Source organism: Alteromonas sp. MMG017 (assembly GCF_018100795.1).
GTDB lineage: Bacteria > Pseudomonadota > Gammaproteobacteria > Enterobacterales > Alteromonadaceae > Alteromonas.
The window spans coordinates 23,528-44,860 of record NZ_JAGJDY010000005.1 but is presented as its reverse complement, the minus strand read 5'-3'; the positions used below and the strand labels follow the sequence as shown (position 1 = coordinate 44,860).

Genomic DNA, 21,333 nt, shown 5'->3' with positions numbered 1-21,333 from the left:
CCTTCTATAAGTTAATAAAAAAGCAGCTTTATTGCCTTAACAAAGTTTGTATTGAATAGCGCTTTAAATAAGGGCAAGGCGGTGCCCTGAACTGCGGGTATAGATGCAGGTATCACGGCGCTTTCTTCTACCGTTTCTGGTGAAAATGGATAAGTAGCCAAATGCTTCAAGTCGTGCTGATTGTCGATTTCCAATCTGCCTTGGTAAATTTCAACTCGAAACTCTCCCCTTTCTGCGAAACGTTGATGTGCTCGGGTGTAGGCTTCGTACCGTAAATGTAAATCGTGCTGAAGGGTTTTCATTACGCAACCCTCACCAGGTCGTCAACTAAATACCTTCTATCTGAATTCCTAACTAAATTAGCTTCATCATCTCGTCGGTGTAACAAGCCATCAAGCCCTCTGCCCCGCCACAATCGTTTCATCTTCGTAATTTGCTGCGCTATTCCAATATAATCTTTACTCGCTACCAAAGGTTTTATGGCAGCCATTTCTCGTCGTGAGTCACCTTTCAGGCTCCCCCCACGGTTATAAACTAATGAAACCAAGGCAGCTTGAGCATCAGCATTCAAGTACTCGACTCCAGGGAAAGTAGATTTTGTTTTTTGTGCATATTTAGGTAGCGATGAGTGCACAAATACATGCTTTGCGGCATCGAAAGGCACAGTGACAGAACGTAAAGATGAAACATGAATTTTAGCGGTTTGCCCTTTCAGGCCGCATACCCGCGTAAGCTTCTTCATATCAAAGGTACTAAGAAGCGACTGCCAGTCTGATTGAAATTGGCTCTTACTGGCATAACCTAAATCGTAGCCAATACCAATAGTGATCCCCGAATCACCTTTAGGCCACGTAGGATGGGTAAGCCTTTTCTCATAGTATTGCTTCGAACTAATCTCATGTTGCACGATAAGATCTATCCCCTTTTGTGAGAGCGTAAGGCTAATTTCATTTGATGTGACAGGCGTGGTTGTTGAAGTAACTTGGGTTAGGCGTTCTGAAATGGGAAGTAACCGCTTTTCAAGTGCACAAAGCGTTTCGCCACCAAGTACACCATCAGGTGATACACCCAAGTGTTGTTGAATTCGTTTTAGTCGTTCTGAAGTGGTGAAGTGCATTGGGTTGTGTCCATGCAACCTTGAAACATACTTCATTTCGATGGTTATTATTTAAACTATTATATTAACTTAACATTATTTGTACAAAATACAACCAATTCAGTTTCAACTTTACGGGCAATTCGAAGAGAATGGTAAGCGTACATTTAAAGAGACTATGCTTTGCGGTTATTTAGAAGGGTAACGATTTGAATTTAATATTGAATAATCGGAAGTGACTTCGATAGAGTGATGGAAGTCACGTCCGAATTTTTTTGTTTTAATCTTTATTTATTTCTTTTTTTGTTCCGGCTAGAACACGACTATGCCGTAAGTTTCGCCAGCGAAAGAGTAGATTTTACCCCGCCTTCTAGCAATGTAATAGTTGCATCAAGTGTGCTCATCTCCACCCATAACTCGGCACGATCTTCATCTAATGTCCAAACCAGCAACAAAGTACCTGTGTCTTCAGTAACAGAGAAATCGCCGTTAAACGCATTTGTGTTGTTTCGAATATGAATTAATTCAACGAGGCCTTTTACCACTGGCTTTGTGAGCGCGTCATCAATATCGCTTTCACTTAAGTAAGGACGATTAATATCTCGTCCCACATTCGTTTTCGCTAACAATTCCATGTCGTTAGTCGCCCCTAACAACCCAGCATAATACACTTGTGGTACACCTGGGCTGAAGAACTGTATTGCACGGGCGAGCAAGTATTTATAGTCGTCTTTTCCTAACGCATCATAATAAGTACAGTTGATTTGGTACAAATCTACGTTGCTAGCGGCTTCACCTGTGGCCTTTCTTGATTCACCATCAGAGTTAACATGAATCGTTTCTACCAAGTTGTCTATTTGCGAATTAGTTAAAAGCCCAGGCTTATCGCCACTTGATCCTACATCAACAATACCTATTCCATCGTGGGTATCTAGCACCGTGAAGCAGTTACGTGGCGAAATAGACAACCAATGCGCTAAGGCAGACGCGTCTTTGCTAAATAGGGTATGCAATACCAATGGCGGAAGCGCAAAGTCGTAAACGCTGTCACAACGAGATGCAATAGCAATTTGGGTTTCAAAATGACTGTGAATTTCAACCAAGCTTTGAATGCCCATCTCGTGCGCACGCTTGCTCAATGCTTCGATAAACTCAAAAGTTTCTTCTAACATGAAACAGTTAGTGCCCGCGCGTTTAATGGCATAACCTGCTGCATCTAAACGAATTAGGTCAACATTGCTTTGTGTAAAAGCCTCTAGGATCGACTCTAGATACGCTTTACCCAAGTCAGACTCAACATCAATATCAATTTGATTCGCGGTGAACGTTGTCCAAAAAGGCACAACCTCTTTGTTATCTAACTCATATTCAGAGAAAAAAGGCGTAGGGCGAGGCCTAAATACTTTCCCGATGTTTGCAACATTAGCCGCATCGTCTTCGCTGAACACCGACTGTTTCGTTAAAAATAGCGGCCAGTATTGTGATTCACGACCGTGCTTAATCACATCTAAGAATGGCTCACTTTGCGCAGACATATGATTAACAATAAGGTCTGCCATAATATTCATCGACTCACCAACCTGTTTCACATCGGCCCAGCTGCCCAAACGTGAATCAACGGTAGTATGATCGATAGGGTCAAATCCAGCATCTTCGCCATCGAAAGGGTAATAGAAAGGTAAAATATGAACGCCGGTAAACAGCCCTTTCAACTTGGTGCTTAGAAGCGTGTTGAGGCCAGACATATTTCCTTCACCTAAGCGGTCTGCGTAGGTAATAAGTTGAACGCCATTGCGTAAAGGCATGAAAATTCTCCAAATATCGGGGTGCTGCGTATTGAAAAAGCAAAAATGCACCGAAAATTTGCAGTGCCTCTATGGCAATAAGAAACACTGCATTGATTTATGTAAATAGTGAAACGTAATACTGTTCTAACTAAGCGTATTTGTTTTAGCTAGCTGTGGTTGAGTCAACGCCATATTCACGTTTCTCAATCATGGCGAGTCGCTCACGTGTTGGCTGTGCAATAGCGTTGTAAAGTAAGCCTAGGAACAACAAGATAGAGAAGCCTGTAGCAACGACAAATCCGTACTTGGCATCACCACCATAGGCATCACTTACCACTCCCATGATAAAAGGCCCCGCGGCCGCGCCCGCAGCGGTAAAAAACAAAATAACCCCCGCTACTGAACCGTGCTGTCGCTTCTCGAAGCAGCTAATGCCTTTAGAGTTGAAAGTAGGATAAATGACCGACATAAATATGCCGCTTAAAGGGAAAAGGAAAACCGCCAGCGATGGGCCTGATAATAAGCCAACCACGAAGCACAGCATTATCATGAAACTAAATAACAGGAGTACTTTGGTCCACTCGTAATGCTGCATCATCCAAATACCCACAAACCGACCTACTGCACGCAAAGCGAAGAAAACGGAAACCGCGTAAATAGCGAGTGTTTGGGTAGATTCATTGGCGTAGCAGCTGTAAATATCTGATGCAGCATTGGCATCACATATTAAGTAACTTGGCATCCACACATAAATTGCGCTCTCGGCCGCAACGTACAGAAACGCACCAATAGAGAACCCTAGCGCGTAAGGGTCTTTAAGGAGCTTTAGGCTATCGACAAGACTGGTAGGCTTTTCTTTTACCGCCTTGCTTTCAGGGTATTCCACCATCAGCGCCATGCAGATTAGTACGGTACATAATCCACCGGCTATAACGTATAACCACGTCCAATGCACACCCTGAACAATAAGCCAAGCAACTAAAATTGGCCCAATAATAGCACCAACACCGAAGAAAGCTTCAGCGCCGTTCATGGTGCCCGTATGTTCTTTGGTCGAGCGAGAAATATCACCAATCAACGCAAGTGCAGCGGTTTTAAATACCCCTACCGCCAAGCCTGATAACGTGACTAAACTTAAAATAAACGAAAAGGTACTGCCTACCATAAACAAGTAGCAAGAAATCGCGAATAAGGCTAAACCTAAGATTAGCGTTTTTTTGCGACCAAACTTATCGGCTAAGAAACCAAGAAACAGCCCAGAAAATGCGATACCGATCATGAACAAAGAATGCATTAAACTCGCCTGAGTATTGGTAACTGCAAACTCAATTTTTACTTCTTTGATGATTTCGCCTACTGAGTCGGATGTCATCGCGAACATCATAAACATCAAATAGGTTAACCAGCGAATTAACCCGTAGTTGTGTTCGCTCGTTTGGTTAGTAGACATGGAGATTTACCTTAGAAACTTAAGAAAGATAAACGCGTTGCTGCGCTTAAAAATCTTATCTAGCGCTTACGCCGAAATACCAGAACTATCACTTACGGCGCTTATTAAAAAGCGCCGCAGTGAATAGTTATAACGACCATTAATAGAATGCGTACTTCAATTGAATTGAAGACGTTCTTCCACTAATTGGGCGAGCTCGAATGATATCGCCAGCTGAAGCAGCACTCTCTTCAGACTCAGTAATAACAAATTCATCAGTAGCGTTATTTACATTCAACGATACCGAGAACTGGTCAGATACATACCAAGTGGCAAATAAGTTAGCCACTACGTAAGCATCTTGCTTAAGCTCGTTAGAGTCTTGAACATAGTACTCTGTTGAACCTTGTAACGACGCACCAATACTGAAGTTTTCAAAGTCGTACTGTGGAATAACCGTATAAATGAAATCGGCTTGGCGACGAGGTGTCTTGCCTACTAATGCAGGGTTGAACTTGTCTTCACTAATTTCTGCATCTGTCCAGGTTGCGTTTCCTGACATTGTGAAACCGTTACCGAAATCGTACTTACTCTCAAGTTCTAAACCTGTTGCTTCGTATTCACGAATAAAGGTTAAACCGCTTGTCACTTCAGCTTGAGTATCTTGGGTTACCGTATTGAACAATGTCGCGTTAAATTTAAAGTCTCGTGTACCGTACTTGATACCAAACTCTAACTGCTCTGTTTCATCGAAACCACTTGTCGTACTCGTTAAGCTACCATCGGCATTAAGGGTACCGGCAATTTGAAGTAGTCTATCCGCTAGCGCTCGGCCACCTTCACTATAGCGACCAAAGAAAGTCACAGAGTCGCTGTACAGGTATGAACCACCTAACGAGAATGATGTATTACTTGCTTCGTAATCAACTATTTGGCTTGTTGCATTAGCACGATTTAGGCGAATAGCACCACCACCAAAGCCGAAACCATTTGATGCAGATGCATCTTCGGTATTGCCTGAAATAATGCCGTCGCCGTTAATGTCTACGTCAGTGTTACCGCCACAGCATGAGTTTATAAGCTCACCGTTTGCTTGTACGGTGTCACGACGAGCACTCACGTCAAACAACCAGTTGTCACCCACCTCAAAGCCTACGTTAATGTAAGGTGCTGTAGTGGTGTAGTTTAAATCCCATTCCCATGAAAGGAAGCTTGGTGCCCAAAGTCCTTGGTCAACAAGTGCAGTACCGTCGGCATCTTCAATATGAAGATACTGAGAGTTAGTACCATCTACTGTTTGAATGTAGGTATTCCAGCTGTTCCAGCTAATCGCGATGTCTTGCTTAGAGTAGTAGTAACCCGCGGTAAGCGTTACGCCATTGTCATACTCTTTACGAAGACTTAAATCGTTGATCATGTTGCCTAAATCATTGTAAGTTGTATCAAACAATAAGTTCAGGAACGCTAAACCGTTGTACTCGTCACCGGCATTTGGACCGTTCGCAAGGGTTACGCTAGTTGAATCACAATTGAAAGCGTTACCGTCGCCATCTAAGGCTGAGGCACATATCGCTGTCGCCATGCTGCTAGCAGACTGCGGTCCATAAGCCCCGAAAGTATCAGTGAAAGGAGAAACGAACCCACCGCCTACATCAGACGTTCTGAATTTGTTAAGCAGGTAAAGATCTTCTGCCACTTCCAAGTCAGCTTCAAAGCCGAATGAGGTCACTTCAGATTCAATACCGTCTGTTAGATCACGATTAACCGGGTTACCGAAAGAATCGAACGTCGACACATTGGTAGTGTAAGCAGAATGTAGTGTTTGGCTGCTTGCATCAAAGTTATCAACCGCGCCATAGCTACCATTACCTTTTACCATTACAGGTGCAGGTAAGTAAGTAGTCACTCTGTCGTTTAAATGCTTGAAGTAAAAACGTAGATGACCATTATCTAGCAACTGAGTGAAGTTGATTTTTACTTGGCCACCTTGGTCGCCGTTATAGCCAGTGTCGCGAACGCCTTCGCCGCCACGCGCGAAACCACCAATATGGAAGTATAGGTCGTCGTTTACTTCACCGCCGTAAGCGAAGTCTAGACGAAACTCTTCGTAATCAAGACCAAACGATGTGCCAATTGCACCACCACCTTGTTCACCGGTAGCACTGATCATGTTGATGACCCCACCCGGTGAGTTACTGGCAAATGTTGATGCAGAACCACCACGTACAGATTCTACTCGCTCTACAGACCAATCGTAGCGCAGGAAGTTATCTGCGTTACCAAAGTTGATATCGCCGTACTCTAAAACTGGAAGGCCGTCTTCATGAATTTGCATGAATTTAGAACCACCTGTAGCTAAAGGAATACCACGAATAGTAATGTTTGCGTTACCGCCACCGCCTGAAGATTCAGCGCGAATACCTGGCAGTGCACGGAAAACCTCAGCTGTTGAGCGAGGAGCTAGTTTCATCACTTCTTCTTCATTGAATGAACTGACAGAAACACTCGCCTCTTGCGCAGAAACACCTGCGGGGCTGGCAGTCACTACGATTTGTTCATACGTCTCTTTTGCTTTCTTTTCTTGTGCTTCTTGAGGTAGATTCTCTTGAGCTAAAGCAGCGCCACTTAGGCCTAATAACACTGCTATGCCCAATGCGCTTTTATTAAATGGTGTGTGCATGGGTATTCTCCAAAGCTAAGCGAAACTCTCTTACGCTTAGTTGTGTGAGAAGAAGCGAAAGAGAACTAAAGTCATAAATTAACAAACGTCAACTTAATCGATTAAGTTAAAGATTACTCGAAGAATGCTGACATGTAAATTATTTGTTTAAAAAAATAGCTAGAAATATTTTAACCGAAACAAGCAGAATTATTTAAAATAAAATTAAATCAACAACCTAACTAAAAACAACAACAAGAAAAAAAGTTCAATTTACTTTCAAAATTCACTCCTAATTAACTTAATCGTTCTAGACAAAGGTTTAATTTACAATATATAAACATAGTGAAATACATATCAACTTATCCTTTGTCATCAAGCTCGCCATATATTTTCTTCAAATACCTCCGCAAGCCTTCGCTATTACTTTAGTTCAAAAATAGGCCTTTCGTTGCAAAAACGCGTTGAGGACACAATGGTAGGTACTGCCAATATTGCGTAATCATCTGCGGGGTGTTCTTCTTCACACAAAAAGCGTGGCGCTGAGTGGTTATCGCTTTGAAAGGCGTGCAAAATGAAGCCGGGCATGCCGGCTATGTATTGATTGGTTTGATTAGGTGGGAGTAAATGAGCATGTGCGCAATTCACTTTACGCTTGAAAGCTGTCTATTTTAGTTAACGGTAAATACCCATACTCTCTATGGCTTAACCATTCCACAGGCTTTTTTTCCGCTGAGCTTTTTAGTTAAGCATACGTGCTCTTTACTCATTCTTCAGTTCGACTATAGCACTTACCTCAACCGACATATTGCCGGGCAAGCTACTCATGCCAACGGCGGCTCTTGCTGCTTTGCCATCGTCACCAAACGCGGTGACGAATATATCGGAAAAACCATTTATCACCAGTGAATGCCCCGTGAAATCATCGGTGGCGTTTACCATACCGGTTATCTGCAGTACTTGCTTCACCCTACTCAAGTCGCCAGTGGCTTCTTTAATGGTTGCCAAAGCACATAGCCCCACCAGTTGTGCGGCATCGTAACCCTGCTCTACTGTTACATCTTGCCCCAATTTTCCAAGCACACTTTTGCCTTCACAGGCACCGTGGCCTGATAAGTACAGTATGTTGCCAGCGCGGCGCCATGTAACGTAATTCGCAATGGGCTTCACTGGCGCAGGCAGTGTAAAGCCATCTGCTTTCAAACTTTGCTCTGGCGTATTCGCACTTGCCACTATGGGCGCAAACATTAATGAGACGGCTGTCGCTAGTATAAATTTCTTCATCATTTTTCCTTTTTATAGGCTTTTTAACGCAAGAGTTAATTGCTTAATTTCTTCAGCTGAAATAAATATCTGTGGGGTCACTCTTATACAACAACCACTGGCTAACCCTACCCTTACCACCGTAAATACATTGAATTCATTTTCCAGTCTTTGCTGTAGCATCTTTGCTTCGTCTAGCGACACTTTACCTTTTATACGAAATGCCCCCATTCCCGTACTTGATGCATCATCTTCGCCGCCCAGCACTTCAATATTGGGCAACTGCTTTGCTTCTTTTACCCACAGATTACGCAAGTAACGCAATCTAGCTTCTTTATTGGCAGGCCCAATAGACTCATGAAAGTCGATAGCAGCGGGAACCGTTAGGATAGATGCAAAATTTGAAGTGGCAGTGTGAACTCGTTTATCTACTAACGTATTATTGGGGTCAATTTCTCCAGGATAGGGAGAGATTTTTTCTAAGCTGCCCTTCTTCATATATAGCGCCCCAACACCTACAGGGCTGCCAATCCATTTATGGAGATTAAAGCCTGCCCAGTCCACATTTAATTCGGCAATGGTAAAGTCGAGCAAGCCCCACGATTGGGCACAGTCACAAATAATATCTATCCCTCGCGCTTTTGCCGCTTTAGCAATGTCTGCAACGGGCAGTATGAGCCCGTGCTGGTTACTCACATGGGTAAGCAGCATTAACTTCAAATTAGGATGTTTATCAAATGCTTTAACGTAAATATCGAGGATTTCAGATTGGTCGGTTTGCGCGGGTAAAATAACTTCTACAGGTTCTACGTTCTGCGTTTTTGCCAACCAACGCATGGTATCTTTAAAACTTGGGTAATCAATGTCGGCAAACAGCACTGTATCGTTTGCCTCAAAATTATTGTACTGCCGCATCAAATTGTGAATAGACTCAGTGGCATTACGGGTAAGAACCACTTCTTCGTTTTCAGCGCCGAGCGCTTGTGCTGCTCTATTGGTGCTATGAGCTAGGTCATCTTTAAAGTGTCTACGACCATAAACAGAAAGCTGTGTATTCACCATCTGCGTCTTTTCAATAAACACGCCCTGCACCTGCCGAGACATCTTCCCCCAGTAACCATGCTCTAAATTAACAATGCCCTGCACTTTGTCATAATTCAGTGCAATTTGAGCCCAAAATGACTCATCTTTTGCCAGCATTTCGGGCGATATATTTTTAGGTAATTGGGGTAATGTGGCAGTTATCGATGAGGTATTTTCACTACTAGCGTGAACCAATTTTGTTGCCGCCAAAGTTCCTACCATCCCACCTACCGCTCCACCTACCAAGGCTTTTAGCACTCGTCTGCGGTTTACATACTCTGGCACTATACTCACTAGTTCACCCTCACTACTAGAATTAACCGAAAAGAAAAAAGGTTTGTATTTCAATGAATTTGAGCCACAAAGCTTCTATTTAGGCCAATTGAAGCAATTGTTGAACCACATAATTTACTAATGTGTCATTCTGAATGTAAAGCCTCTCTTTCTCTGTTCAGTTCAAACGTGCAAAGCATGACTACTTTGTATTTAAAACTTGTTACAAGACTCAGAATAGGAATAGGTACAAGAAGACAGGTTTTCAGTTCGGCTTCACCCAACCGTCAATGCGTGTAAATAATCAGCAGTAAAATGTAAAGCGTAAGGCGATGTGGCTGAAACTTAATTAAGCTTTTAATCAACCAGTAGCGGTGAGCACTTTAATTTAAATGGATTTCTAGATGAACAAATGGTTTTGGGGTGTATTGGTTTTCTGTTTTTTAATAGTGAATGAGACAACAGTAGATTGGATCTTTGCTATCACTATTGGCGGTTATGATTTCAAGGCAAGTATTGAACAAATCTTTCGATATTCCTCACTTCTAGGTTACTTTGAATCCACTCCTTTTCGGCTTATTCCTTACTTATTACTTACTAGCTTAGCCGCATTTCTTGGTGCTCATTATTCTTTCCATGAAAAAGTAGCTTTTTGGGGGGCGTTAATGGCTATAGCGCTCTTTCATTGTTGGGGATATTGGGGTGTAAACTACCCTTCCTATACGGGTGAGCGCCTATCATCCACAGCAGGCTTGGCTCTTATTTTTATTCCCTTACACGCTATTTGGATTGGCTTACTTGCGGGTATAGCTACAGGAATTTTATCGTTATTTTCCGCTATTACTTACAAAAAAATTCGCGGCGTTTAAAAGTACCCAAATAGCCAATTAAACGCCATAAGTTGCATGCATGAACGTGAGGATCAGACCCTTCATTTAAGTTTGAGTCTGTAGAACTTATTTTTGCTCGCTGACATTTCCCTACACTTTCACTTGAATAGATTCGCACCTCAATACACGGGCAGCTTTTTACACAAGAGAATATAGTTAAATATCTAACGCCACTAAAAAGCGCGATACCATGTTGTAAGCAGCAACAGTTGCAACCGCTTCCACCGTTTCTGTTTCGCCGAGTAATACGTTCAAACGTTCAATAACATCGCCATCCACCTTTACGTTAGTGGTTGATTGATCGGTTAGCTTAAGCAATGTTAGTTCTTGCTTATTGAATAAGTCAGCGTTTACAGCCACACTTTTGAGCGCGGTTGCCTTTTCATCAGTGCCACCTGCTTGAATATACGCAGGGTAATGTACGTTCCACTCAAAATCGGCTTTATTCAATACCGCGACGCGCAGCATAATTAGCTCTCTATACTCGAGCGATAAGCTAAAGTTAGCTCTTACACGGCCTAGTAACTCGTTCCAACCTTTCGCTAATGGAAAGCTTCTTAGTAGTAATCTATCAATTCCTATTAGCTCACCGTTAGGGCGGCGACCTTGCATTTCGGCGAGTAAGTCGGAAGGGACTTCATCACCATCTTGCCATGGGGTTACTCTTACTTGTGACATAATTACCATACTCCTGACCAATGCTACCTTACGCATTAAAGTAGCTAACATGGCGCAAAAGCTTAAGGGTAATTAAAGCGCTTAACCACAGAGTTTATCTTATACTATGGTAAATAAATTCTTTACTGGATATCGCATTTAATCAGAAACCACTTACTTTCCAGCAATAGCGACCTCTACCTCTTTGTAAAGCCAGTCTTTAAAAGCCTGAATTCTTGGCAGATCGCCACATTCGTGCCGATAAACAACATAATATGCCAAAGGTGATTGAAAACTAATATTTGGAAACAACCTTACCAACCGACCAGCTGCTACATCATCTTTTGCCATTACGCTGCGCGCTAATGCCACGCCATGACCATCAATTGCTGATTGCAGCACCGCAGCAGAGTTGTTTATTTGAATACTTTTCGTGGTTAAAGGGCCTGCTACTCCCGCTTTTTTTAACCACGATGACCATGAAGGAAATCCCGTATGTGCATCCATAGACTGGTCATGTATAAGGGTTTCATTTAACAAACCTTCTACTGAGCTTAAGCGACTTTCGTCATCTAAAAAAGTAGGCGAACACACTGGGTATACTTCTTCATCCATCAACTTTTCAGCGCTTAGACCTTGCCAAGTGCCCACGCCAAAACGTATGCCTACATCTATTCGTTGTGAAGCAAAATCAACAGGCTTTAAATTCGTGTTTAGATTAACATTGGTTTGAGCACAAATAGCTTGAAAATGATGAAGCCTAGGTAGTAGCCATTTAGCGGCAAATGCGGGACTTACCGCTACGGTTAGCGCGCCACTTATCGAATTGTCTTTTAAAATGTCTACCCCTTGAGCAAGCTTATCAAACCCTTCGCGAATAAGTGGCAGCGCACTTTGCGCGGTTTCAGTGGCTATTAGCCGTGTCTTGCCCGAGCTCATCCTATGAAACAAAGCCGTATCAAGCCACTCTTCTAGTGTTTTTACAAGTTGCCCCACTGCGGCGGGCGTAACGTTAAGCTCTTGTGCCGCCGCCGAGAAACTCTGATGCCGAGCGCTTGCTTCAAAAGCTTTTAGTGCATTGAGGTGTACAGGTGATTTCATGCGATAAACTTTTTCTTTACTGATGATTCAGATTATCTCGTTTGTAAAGGCAAGTAAATAAGTAAAAAATACCTCTCAATCCATCAGCAAACTATTGGCTAAATAGCCCATTTCAATCTTTCTCATTAGGTTAACTATATGCGTGTTAATTCAGATTTTCTGCAACAAGCGGCTCTGCTATCAAGTCAATATAGTTGGAAACCAACGCCCCAAAAAGGCGTTGAACGGGTAATGCTCGACAGAATAGGCGGCGAAAAAGCCCGGGCAACTACCGTGGTGCGCTATGCGCCAGAGTCTTTTTTCCCAAGCCACGGTCACCCTGGTGGAGAGGAAATATTGGTGCTTTCCGGAACTTTTTCTGACCAAGCTGGCGACTACCCTGAAGGCTGGTATTTGCGAAACCCGCCGGGCTCTTCCCATGCACCTAGCAGTAAAAATGGCACCACTATTTTTGTAAAGCTTTGGCAAATGCAGGAAAAAGAAGTCAGCCCTGTGCGCATAGACACCAATAATCCTGATGCGTGGATAACACAAAACAACCTACAAATTTGCCCACTTTACCGGGACGATAGCGAAGAAACTAAACTCGTAAAACTTACGCCGCAACAACACTTGTTTAATAACTTGTCTACTCATGATGCACTAGAGCTATTTGTACTAAGCGGCAGCGTGCTGCACCAAGGGCAAGAGTATACAAAGGGGAGTTGGCTTAGGTTACCCAGCAATAGCAAACCGCTTATTACTGCAGGAGACAATAACGCGGCGATTTACCTAAAGGTAGGAAGTTTTAAAAACATAGGCTGCGGAGACTAACCCCATGCGAAAAAAAATTGCGATTATAGGTGGCGGGCTAAGCGGCCTTTATGCCGCCTACCAATTAGAGCAAAAAGGCATTACCGATTACGTGCTGCTTGAAGCCAGAGCACATTTAGGCGGGCGAATTTCTGACTTTCTTAGCAACTCGCAGAGTAAGAGTAATAGTTTCGATCTTGGTCCTACGTGGTTTTGGCCAGAATTTCAGCCGCAGTTAAGTGAGCTTATTAAAAGCTTAAAGCTTGAAACCTTTGCCCAGTTCGAGCAAGGACACACACTGATTGAACATTCATCTAGCCAGCCACCAACCGCCACACCGGGTTACATGCACTCTCCCACATCTATGCGGATAAAAGGCGGCATGGGCAAAATCATTAACGCCCTGTATGCGAAGCTTCAAAAAAAACACGTAGTAACCAGTGCATCAGTTGAATCAATATCCCATCAACAAGACACTATTGAAATACGCTATAGCAATTCCGATAAGCCAAACAACACAGTCTATGTTGAACATGCCATGCTCGCACTACCGCCTCGTCTGGCGGTAGAAAAAATCGCGTTTAACCCAACACTACCAAGCGATGTAATAGCAAAGTGGCAAAGTACAGCAACGTGGATGGCGCCGCATGCTAAATACATTGCAGTATACGATACCCCATTTTGGCGCAAGCAAGGGCTGTCGGGTAGTGCGCGCAGCAGCGCGGGGCCAATGGTTGAAATACATGATGCATCATACCCACATGGCCAAGCAGCGTTATTCGGTTTTATTGGTGTGCCCGCAACCGACAGGCAACGAATTAAAAATGAAGATTTGAAAGCGTCTTGCCGGGCCCAATTGGCAAGACTTTTTGGTACGCAAGCCGCTACACCTGAAGTCGATGTTATTAAAGACTGGGCACAAGATGAACTCACTTCAACACATTTAGATAAACACGCGGCAAATGCACATGCCCCAGCGCCTTACATTACCCCGCCTAATGGCCCATGGCATCAACGCTTAGTGGGTATAGGCAGTGAATGGTCGACGCAATTTCCCGGTTACCTTGCTGGCGCGGTAGATGCTGCAAGCAGGGGTGTTGAGCACTACATTCACACTTATTAGTAGCTATTTTCATCTCTATTCACACCTTTCAAGCACTTTTCGAGGACACACCATTATGATCAACGATTTTATCTATACTTTTATACTCATAGGTATAGGGGGCACTATTGTTCTAGATATTTACGCTTGGCTACTCGCGACATTTTTCGGGTTCCCTGCAACAAACTGGTTATTGGTGGGACGCTGGGTAGGCCACATGAAATCAGGGCAGTTTATTCAGCCCGCATTGTCAAAGGCCGAACGAATACCTGGCGAACTGATCATTGGCTGGGTTATACATTACCTAATTGGCATTACGTACGGCTTAATATTAATGCTCTGCGTAAACACACAGTGGGTGAAGCTCCCTACTCTACTTCCCAGTTTACTTGTTTCATGGGTTGGCATAGTAGCGCCATTTTTCATTATGATGCCAGGCATGGGAGCTGGTATTGCCGGAGCTAAAACACCTAACCCAACAGTTACACGGATAAGAAGTTTTGCAGGACATTCTGTATTCGGCATAGGCATGTTTCTAACCGCACTGGCCTTTGCTTAAAAAATCCGCTAAAAAGCTTGCATAATTAAATTACAGGTGTAATCTTAAATTGAGACTACACTTGTAATCCTTATGTTGAGCCTAGCAGAAATCTTATGAATAAATCTAAAGCGCAGCCAGATATTAGCAATACCGAGTTTGAAGTATTAGACGTGATTTGGGACAGCAACCCGATATCATCTAACGAGGTAATTGACCGCCTTAATCAACATAAACCTTGGCATGAGAAAACAGTAAAAACTTTACTCGGCCGCCTAGTTAAAAAGGGGGCGATCAGTTTTCACAAGCAACAGCGCCAATACCTTTACTACCCATTAATGGCCCGCGAAGAATATGTTCAAGAAGAAACGAGCAGTTTTTTAAGCCGACTTTTCAAAGGTAAAGTTGCGCCTATGATTGCAGGCTTTGCCAACCAAAATGAATTATCTAAAGAAGATATCGATGAGCTTAAAGCGGTTATCAAACAGTGGGAGCAAAACAATGATTGAGTGGGTGATTTCTCAGCAAGCTATGTTAACGGTTGTTTTGGCGCTTTTGATCTTTTGTGAACGCTTCCTTACTAACCAACTAGGTACTAAGTTTGTTTACAAAGCGTGGTTGTTAATACCTGTCGCACTTGTGATGAACAACCTGCCCGTTGATTTGGTCTCTATTTCTGCTAATAGCATCAGCCGCTATATAGTGGGTATTAACCCTAATGTATCCGGTTCGCAATTCAGCGTGCTGTTTTGGCTATGGGCAACAGGTGCTAGTGCAGTAGCAGCTTACATATTGGTGCATCATATAAGCCTATTTCGCTCTATTGATAAAAAGCACGTTGTTCCTTCGCCTAAATCTACCGTTTCAGTAGGCTCTAATACGTCACCTTCCCTTAGCGCGTATTATTCCAATAAAGCTTCTACACCTATGCTTTTTGGTTTTTTGAAGCCTGTCGTTCTGCTGCCTAGTTATTTCGAGACTGTATTTTCAGGTACTCAGCAAGCATTAATACTTGAACATGAAAGAGTACATAACCAACACAAAGACAACGTATGGAATGCTATTGCGTTAGCTTTTACAGTACTTTTTTGGTTCAACCCTGCAACCTGGCTTGCCTTGAAATCGTTTCGTAGTAGTCAAGAATTAGCATGTGATAACTCAGTGCTAGCCAACAAATCACCAGACGAGAAACTCATTTATGCAAAAGCACTTGTTTGTTGTGCCGAGCATAATTCAAAAGCAGTAAACCTGTACCCCACCTTTGGAGAGAAAAGTACAATGATGAAAAGACTAAACGCGATTAAAACCCCGCATAAAGGTAATAAGTTACTTGCCGCTGGCACAGCTGCTATTTTTGCCTTAATCACTGCCAATATGGCATTAGCTAACGCCCCGCTTCACAATACTGAACACAAACAGTCGAAGGTTAACGACGCTGCACCGATAGAATTTGTATCGCCTGCATACCCCGAAGCGGCCGAAAAAGGCAATATTGAAGGCTTCGTTGTACTGCAATTCGATATTACTAAAACCGGTAGCACCGACAATATCACGGTAGTCAATGCCACTCCCGACGGTATATTTGATGAGAGTGCTAAAGCCGCGCTCAAACAATGGAAATACAAACCAGCAATTAAAGGTGGTGTTGCCCGCAGGCAAACGGGTTTGTTAGTACAGCTCGACTATAAACTTGATCAGCCTTTAACGGCGGGCACTGAAAAATAGGCTTAAGCCTAACAAGTAAGAATACTAAAAGGAGCTGTTGCTCCTTTTAGTGTTTTCCTCAAACAAGGCTTTTCTCACTTAAGCTGTTCTCTCTTAACCTATTTTGTCTTTGCCTATACCAAAATAGCACGAAGCAAATATTTCACTGCTATCAGTAAAGACTACGGGCACTTCATACGCCATACCATGCTTCATCGTATTCATTTTCTCTAACCTCCTGTAATTATTATCAAAAATAATTAAAGGAGGGCTCGGCACTGTCTTTGCTTCACTCTATGGTTAAAGCAAGTTCTTATGGTTGATGCTGATTAGTTTCGATATTGGTTAGTTTCAATGTAGGTTAGTTAGCACAACGCACAAGTAACATTTAGGAGGAAACATGGCTGGTGGCTGGGCAAAAGATGGTGCAGTACAAGACCAAATAGATGCAAGCGTTGAAGATGCCGTGGCGCGTGCTAAAAACAACATGTATCACGGTGAGAGTGCTGAGTTCTGTGAAGAGTGCGACGCCCCTATTCCTGAGCGCAGACGTATAGCAGTGCCTGGCGTTCAATTGTGTATTAACTGCCAAGCTGAAATGGAAAAAACAAGCAAGGTTGAGTCGTTGTTTAACCGTAGAGGCAGTAAAGATAGCCAGCTAAGATAGGCCATTAAAATAATAGGCTTATACAAAGGCGCCTTTATCAAAGATTGAATTAGCCACGCAGTCGGTTACCGCCTTTCATCTTACTTACCCTCGTATTAACCGTATACCCGTTGCATTAACTTGTGACTTTTGTGAAAGATAAGTTATTGATTTATCTTGCTCCTGTTCGTATAACAATAAGAACGGAATAACAAATTCACAATAATAAAAACGGAAAGAACATGAAATTAAAAATGCTTGCCTTAGCGTGTGCTTCATCATTTGTTGTTGGGTGTGCGACTCTGCCAGCTTCTTCAGTAAATCCTATACACGCTGCCGAGCTATCAACACCCTACACGTTAAAAACCGGGGGAGAAATTCCTAAAAGGCAACAGAACCTATCTATTAGCCATGCAACGCTCGTCTTTTCCTTCGATTTCGACAAAGAGATAGTGTTTGGGGATACTACCCTCACCCTGCAAGCGCCTTCACCACAACAAGAAATCTCTGTGGATTTAGACACGCGTTTTGCTATTGAAGGCGTTTGGCTGAATGATACTGAGCTACCTGCACAGCAATTTAGTAACCTTGAAGGCGAGCTTATTGTATCGCCAACTAGTAATGTGGCTTTTCCTGCAACCTTACGGGTTGTGTATTCAGGCCATCCTCGCACGCCGATTAGAGCCCCTTGGGATGGCGGCGTGATGTGGGAAGAAACCCCTGATGGACACCCATGGTTGGCAACTGCAGTGCAAGGTGAAGGGTGCGATCTTTTCTGGCCGTGTATCGACCAACCTTATGGCGAACCCGCTAACACCGAACTTTTCATTACCGTTCCCAAGCCACTAGTAGCGGCCAGCAATGGAGTATTAGTTGCAACGGAAGAAAATGGTGATGATCGCACCTTTCATTGGCAAACCAAATCAATGCACAATACCTACGGCATTGCCTTGAATATAGCGCCTTACGAAAAGCTGACCAAAAGTTTTACCAGCATTTACGGCAACACTTACCCATTAACCTACTACCACCTTCCAGAAAACGAAGACAAAGCTAAGGCCTTATTTGCCGAGCTACCAGAAATGATTACTTTTTTCGAACGTATGATTGGCCCCTATCCTTTTGCTGACGAGAAAGTAGGTATAGTACAAACCCCTCACTTGGGTATGGAGCATCAAACCATAAACGCCTATGGCAATGAATATAGAAAAGATGATGCTGGGTACGATTGGTTAATGCAGCACGAGTTTGCGCATGAGTGGTTTGGTAATCAGCTTACCAACGACAATTGGGATCATATGTGGCTACACGAAGGATTTGGCACCTACATGCAGCCGCTATATGCACAATACCTGCACGGTAATGAAGCGTATTTTACTAAGCTAAATGCGCAGCGAAAAGGGTTGGCCAATGCTCATCCGATTGTGAGCAACGAATTAATGTCTGAAGAAGATGTGTATGAAAAAGGCCCTGCGGGTGATATTTATGCCAAAGGTTCATGGGTTATTCATACGCTTAGAGGGCTAATGGGCGACGAAGACTTTTTCCGCTCTGTAACCGAATTAGTGTATGGCCGCAGTGACCCCAAGCCTGGCAATTTCAAACCGATTTTTGCGAATACTCAAGATTTTATTGATATCGTTAATAAAAACAGCCGGCACAATCTAGATTGGTTTTTTGACGTGTATATATTCAGTGCAGCTTTACCTAAATTAGTTGTTGTTCGCACCGAAAATGACATTACATTTACGTGGGAAACAGAAGGTGACTTACCCTTCCCTATGCCGTTAGAAGTTAGCGTAAACGGTAAATTAACCACGCTTGATATGCAAAACCAAACCAGCTTAGCAGTAAGCCAATACGATGCAGTAATTGCTGACCCTAACAGTAAGGTGCTTCGCTACGAACAGCGTTTTGAAGATTATCGGGAATGGCAAGTAGAGCAAGCTGAAATGAGGAAAAAGTAAACCGAGTAATAAGTTAAAACAGGGCGCATAAACCTCGCTGAATTTAACTCCATGTAATGCCTAATAAGGCATTACATGGAGTGGATAGCACGCAGATTAAGGAGCCCTCACTTATGTGGGTAAACCGAATCAATACATTCCAATTACCGCTGTTTACCGCTTCTTGGTGATTGGCGTCCCCCCATTGCGACTTTCGACCAACTCTTCTAATGCTACACCGGGGTCTTCTTCCCCAGCCACTGACGTAGCATAGGGACTAGCAGCCTCGGCTTCAGCATCTGAAACGGGCGTGACGTTTCTATCACCGGTGCCACCGGTGCCGTTGCTTCTGCCGCTATTAACTTGATTTTTATCTTTTAAACCACGCATTAACTCTTCCAAATAAGGTACAAACTCTAAGGCTAGTGCTATCAATAGCACGGTAACTAAATACCATGTAGGTAAAGGGTCTTCTTTAAGTTGAAGTGCGAAATCGGCGGGGATATCGCCAATACCAAACAGCGCTGTGAAATGAGGCCAATGTCGACCCACCACTAAAACTAATGCTAATAGCGGGATCATTTCTAAAAAGCTATGAACATGCTGTTCAATGGGCCCTACACGGCGCTTAGTTACCGCATAAGAGACATCCCACATGGCCGTGGCTTCATGCACAAAAAAGAGCAAAATACTAATACCAATAATTAAGCTATTAACCTCGAATATCAGCACCATGAAAAGCGGAATGCCCACTTCGGCGAACATGAGTAAGTGGATAAGCGATTCTTTTGCGCCGCTAGTACCGGAAATATTACTTCGCTTATGGCAGTACCAATCGACAATACCCGCCACAAACCAGATGGGAATGATGAAATACATTAGGATTATTAGCGTAGGATCGTCCATAGAAACTTGCCTCTCCCGAAACATGGCCTACGTCAGGTGACATAGGCGAAGGTGTATGAGGTTATAAACGGGCAAGTAACCAGAATAGATTAGCAGTTCATTAAATTTTTTTAACGTTTAGCGGCTAGAGACAAGCTATTTTATCGTTAACGAGACCCACACCATCCTATGATCAGAACTTGCTTGCCTGTCTTTTACTAGCCTATATAAATCACTATCTTTACTAGGCCAAAATACGCCAGCGTCTTTTACGTCAAAACCATACTGTGAAGGCAGGACATAATCGGCTCTTGCCCCCCAATACGCAGTGAACCGGTTACTGAAGGCTTCGCTTGATGCTTCTGCACCACCCGCACTTGTGGGAATAAGACTATTGTTCACTAACAGGCTTTCAGTTAACTGCTCAATCACATCAGGTCTGTGTTTATCGCCAATATCAGCGGCGTTAAAGTCGCCGACCAATACAAACCGTTCGTTCTCTTTTAAACTCACCTGCTCGCCAGCATCGTCGTAAATATAGCCACCTCGTTTTGGCGTTAAATAATCAGCCATTAGGCGAATTTCATCGTGATTACGGGTACCGTTTCTATCTTCATCGCCATCAAAATTTGGCGGTGTGGGGTGCATCGCTAACACATGCACTATTTCTCCGTTCACATTAACCGGAATATCCCAATGAGATTTTGAGCTTAAACGAAAGGTCTGCCACTCCTCTTCTGAATACCAAGGCGTACCCGCTTCTTTAGTATTGCTAGCTGCTAAAATGGGCTGTTGGGCATCAGGCATATCTTGCCATTTGAAGGTTTGAAACGTACGTGCGCTATCATGATCAATAGGGTACTTAGACAATACCACCATGCCATATTGGCCAGGGTATAACCCGTAACCATAAGCATCACCGCCGTATTGTTCTTTTTTGCCATTGTTGTCTAAATCAAAATTCGTGGGCTCGCCGGTATTCACGGTATTGGTATAAACATAGCCATAATCCACTGCTTTTTGACCAGCTTGTGAGACATTCAGGTAATGCTTTATAAAGTTATCGATACCTACAGACTGGTCGGCGATATAATCAAACTCATTGAGTAGCAGAATGTCGGGGTTAACACGCTGAATAATTTCAGCAATATTCTTAACTTGCTGATTATCACCATTAGATAGCACCTGCTGTAAAACCTTAGCACTAGGCGCTAAACCAAGCGCTTTGTAGTTAGTCGACTCCATGCTTACATTAAACGTGGCTACTTTTAGTGTGTCTGCACTAATTACCGATGAAAAAGCCATTAAAAGCAGTGCGACATATTTATTATTCATAAAACATTCTCATTTGAAACCGAATTTATAACAGATGGTTGGATAACTAGAGATTATAAATTGCGAAGCAACAACCTTGGACAAACCTATAGTCAATACAAGTTACCATTGAGCTTTTCTTTTAAGCCACACGTAGCATTTACAGAT

At 43.1% G+C, this 21,333-nt stretch carries 19 protein-coding genes; 8 read left to right on the top strand and 11 right to left on the bottom strand.

Annotated features, from left to right (window positions below; all coding sequences use genetic code 11):
- Positions 1-11 precede the first annotated feature (11 nt).
- The 7 genes from J8L84_RS09100 to J8L84_RS09070 all read right to left on the bottom strand — a co-directional run bounded on the left by J8L84_RS09100 (position 12) and on the right by J8L84_RS09070 (position 9,611).
- Positions 12-302: a hypothetical protein gene (locus J8L84_RS09100; protein WP_211070424.1), complete on the bottom strand. Its 291-nt coding sequence runs from the start codon at positions 300-302 to the stop codon at positions 12-14.
- Positions 302-1,117, bottom strand: a complete 816-nt coding sequence (locus tag J8L84_RS09095) for a hypothetical protein (RefSeq protein ID WP_211070423.1) — start codon at positions 1,115-1,117, stop codon at positions 302-304. The genes J8L84_RS09100 and J8L84_RS09095 overlap by 1 nt, the downstream gene beginning before the upstream one ends.
- 302 nt (positions 1,118-1,419) lie before the next feature.
- Positions 1,420-2,901 carry a sucrose phosphorylase gene (gene gtfA / locus J8L84_RS09090; protein ID WP_211070422.1) on the bottom strand — a complete coding sequence of 494 codons (1,482 nt, stop codon included), beginning with the start codon at positions 2,899-2,901 and terminating at the stop codon, positions 1,420-1,422.
- A gap of 145 nt (positions 2,902-3,046) precedes the next feature.
- Positions 3,047-4,273, bottom strand: coding sequence for an MFS transporter (locus J8L84_RS09085; RefSeq protein WP_247670687.1), 1,227 nt, complete (start codon positions 4,271-4,273; stop codon positions 3,047-3,049).
- A gap of 199 nt (positions 4,274-4,472) precedes the next feature.
- The gene (locus tag J8L84_RS09080; protein ID WP_211070420.1) at positions 4,473-6,992 is read right to left on the bottom strand and encodes a TonB-dependent receptor; all 2,520 of its coding nucleotides are present in this window, start codon (positions 6,990-6,992) and stop codon (positions 4,473-4,475) included.
- Between the two features lie 741 nt (positions 6,993-7,733).
- The gene (locus J8L84_RS09075) at positions 7,734-8,258 is read right to left on the bottom strand and encodes a RidA family protein (RefSeq protein ID WP_211070419.1); all 525 of its coding nucleotides are present in this window, start codon (positions 8,256-8,258) and stop codon (positions 7,734-7,736) included.
- 9 nt (positions 8,259-8,267) lie between these two features.
- Positions 8,268-9,611 (bottom strand): aminotransferase class V-fold PLP-dependent enzyme, encoded by a 1,344-nt coding sequence (locus J8L84_RS09070; protein WP_211070418.1) that lies wholly within the window; start codon positions 9,609-9,611, stop codon positions 8,268-8,270.
- A gap of 383 nt (positions 9,612-9,994) precedes the next feature.
- Here J8L84_RS09070 and J8L84_RS09065 point away from each other — a divergent pair, with 383 nt between their 5' ends.
- Positions 9,995-10,459, top strand: coding sequence for a hypothetical protein (locus J8L84_RS09065; RefSeq protein ID WP_211070417.1), 465 nt, complete (start codon positions 9,995-9,997; stop codon positions 10,457-10,459).
- Between the two features lie 177 nt (positions 10,460-10,636).
- On the opposite strand, the gene J8L84_RS09060 is transcribed toward J8L84_RS09065, so the two are convergent.
- The gene (locus J8L84_RS09060) at positions 10,637-11,158 is read right to left on the bottom strand and encodes a carboxymuconolactone decarboxylase family protein (RefSeq protein ID WP_211070416.1); all 522 of its coding nucleotides are present in this window, start codon (positions 11,156-11,158) and stop codon (positions 10,637-10,639) included.
- Positions 11,159-11,311: 153 nt separating this feature from the next.
- Positions 11,312-12,238, bottom strand: a complete 927-nt coding sequence (locus J8L84_RS09055) for a LysR substrate-binding domain-containing protein (RefSeq protein WP_211070415.1) — start codon at positions 12,236-12,238, stop codon at positions 11,312-11,314.
- A gap of 138 nt (positions 12,239-12,376) precedes the next feature.
- On the opposite strand from J8L84_RS09055, the gene J8L84_RS09050 reads away from it, so the two are divergent.
- From J8L84_RS09050 to J8L84_RS09020, 7 genes are all read left to right on the top strand, one after another.
- On the top strand, positions 12,377-13,051 hold the full coding sequence (locus J8L84_RS09050) for a cupin domain-containing protein (protein ID WP_211070414.1): 675 nt from the start codon (positions 12,377-12,379) through the stop codon (positions 13,049-13,051).
- A gap of 4 nt (positions 13,052-13,055) precedes the next feature.
- Positions 13,056-14,153 (top strand): FAD-dependent oxidoreductase, encoded by a 1,098-nt coding sequence (locus J8L84_RS09045; RefSeq protein WP_211070413.1) that lies wholly within the window; start codon positions 13,056-13,058, stop codon positions 14,151-14,153.
- Between the two features lie 55 nt (positions 14,154-14,208).
- A complete protein-coding gene (locus J8L84_RS09040) occupies positions 14,209-14,691 on the top strand; it encodes a DUF2938 domain-containing protein (RefSeq protein WP_211070412.1) in 483 nt (160 codons plus the stop codon).
- Positions 14,692-14,786: 95 nt separating this feature from the next.
- A complete protein-coding gene (locus J8L84_RS09035; RefSeq protein WP_211070411.1) occupies positions 14,787-15,179 on the top strand; it encodes a BlaI/MecI/CopY family transcriptional regulator in 393 nt (130 codons plus the stop codon).
- On the top strand, positions 15,172-16,395 hold the full coding sequence (locus J8L84_RS09030; RefSeq protein ID WP_211070410.1) for a M56 family metallopeptidase: 1,224 nt from the start codon (positions 15,172-15,174) through the stop codon (positions 16,393-16,395). Before J8L84_RS09035 ends, J8L84_RS09030 begins: the two co-directional genes overlap by 8 nt.
- 379 nt (positions 16,396-16,774) lie before the next feature.
- Positions 16,775-17,041: a DksA/TraR family C4-type zinc finger protein gene (locus tag J8L84_RS09025; RefSeq protein WP_211070409.1), complete on the top strand. Its 267-nt coding sequence runs from the start codon at positions 16,775-16,777 to the stop codon at positions 17,039-17,041.
- Positions 17,042-17,262: 221 nt separating this feature from the next.
- Positions 17,263-18,987 carry a M1 family metallopeptidase gene (locus J8L84_RS09020; RefSeq protein ID WP_211070408.1) on the top strand — a complete coding sequence of 575 codons (1,725 nt, stop codon included), beginning with the start codon at positions 17,263-17,265 and terminating at the stop codon, positions 18,985-18,987.
- A gap of 153 nt (positions 18,988-19,140) precedes the next feature.
- Here J8L84_RS09020 and J8L84_RS09015 read toward each other — a convergent pair whose 3' ends face one another.
- Positions 19,141-19,872 (bottom strand): diguanylate cyclase, encoded by a 732-nt coding sequence (locus J8L84_RS09015; protein WP_211070407.1) that lies wholly within the window; start codon positions 19,870-19,872, stop codon positions 19,141-19,143.
- A gap of 135 nt (positions 19,873-20,007) precedes the next feature.
- Positions 20,008-21,156, bottom strand: coding sequence for an endonuclease/exonuclease/phosphatase family protein (locus J8L84_RS09010; RefSeq protein WP_247670685.1), 1,149 nt, complete (start codon positions 21,154-21,156; stop codon positions 20,008-20,010).
- Positions 21,157-21,333: the final 177 nt, after the last annotated feature.

Bases quoted from the DNA above. Each gene is read 5' to 3' on its own strand.
- J8L84_RS09060 (WP_211070416.1), bottom strand. From the start codon at position 11,158: ATGTCACAAGTAAGAGTAACCCCATGGCAAGATGGTGATGAAGTCCCT.
- J8L84_RS09055 (WP_211070415.1), bottom strand. From the start codon at position 12,238: ATGAAATCACCTGTACACCTCAATGCACTAAAAGCTTTTGAAGCAAGC.
- J8L84_RS09100 (WP_211070424.1), bottom strand. From the start codon at position 302: ATGAAAACCCTTCAGCACGATTTACATTTACGGTACGAAGCCTACACC.
- J8L84_RS09045 (WP_211070413.1), top strand. From the start codon at position 13,056: ATGCGAAAAAAAATTGCGATTATAGGTGGCGGGCTAAGCGGCCTTTAT.
- J8L84_RS09035 (WP_211070411.1), top strand. From the start codon at position 14,787: ATGAATAAATCTAAAGCGCAGCCAGATATTAGCAATACCGAGTTTGAA.
- J8L84_RS09075 (WP_211070419.1), bottom strand. From the start codon at position 8,258: ATGATGAAGAAATTTATACTAGCGACAGCCGTCTCATTAATGTTTGCG.
- J8L84_RS09065 (WP_211070417.1), top strand. From the start codon at position 9,995: ATGAACAAATGGTTTTGGGGTGTATTGGTTTTCTGTTTTTTAATAGTG.
- J8L84_RS09030 (WP_211070410.1), top strand. From the start codon at position 15,172: ATGATTGAGTGGGTGATTTCTCAGCAAGCTATGTTAACGGTTGTTTTG.
- J8L84_RS09010 (WP_247670685.1), bottom strand. From the start codon at position 21,156: ATGGCTTTTTCATCGGTAATTAGTGCAGACACACTAAAAGTAGCCACG.
- J8L84_RS09080 (WP_211070420.1), bottom strand. From the start codon at position 6,992: ATGCACACACCATTTAATAAAAGCGCATTGGGCATAGCAGTGTTATTA.
- J8L84_RS09040 (WP_211070412.1), top strand. From the start codon at position 14,209: ATGATCAACGATTTTATCTATACTTTTATACTCATAGGTATAGGGGGC.
- J8L84_RS09085 (WP_247670687.1), bottom strand. From the start codon at position 4,273: ATGTTTATGATGTTCGCGATGACATCCGACTCAGTAGGCGAAATCATC.
- J8L84_RS09095 (WP_211070423.1), bottom strand. From the start codon at position 1,117: ATGCACTTCACCACTTCAGAACGACTAAAACGAATTCAACAACACTTG.
- J8L84_RS09050 (WP_211070414.1), top strand. From the start codon at position 12,377: ATGCGTGTTAATTCAGATTTTCTGCAACAAGCGGCTCTGCTATCAAGT.
- J8L84_RS09015 (WP_211070407.1), bottom strand. From the start codon at position 19,872: ATGGACGATCCTACGCTAATAATCCTAATGTATTTCATCATTCCCATC.
- gtfA (WP_211070422.1), bottom strand. From the start codon at position 2,901: ATGCCTTTACGCAATGGCGTTCAACTTATTACCTACGCAGACCGCTTA.
- J8L84_RS09025 (WP_211070409.1), top strand. From the start codon at position 16,775: ATGGCTGGTGGCTGGGCAAAAGATGGTGCAGTACAAGACCAAATAGAT.
- J8L84_RS09020 (WP_211070408.1), top strand. From the start codon at position 17,263: ATGAAATTAAAAATGCTTGCCTTAGCGTGTGCTTCATCATTTGTTGTT.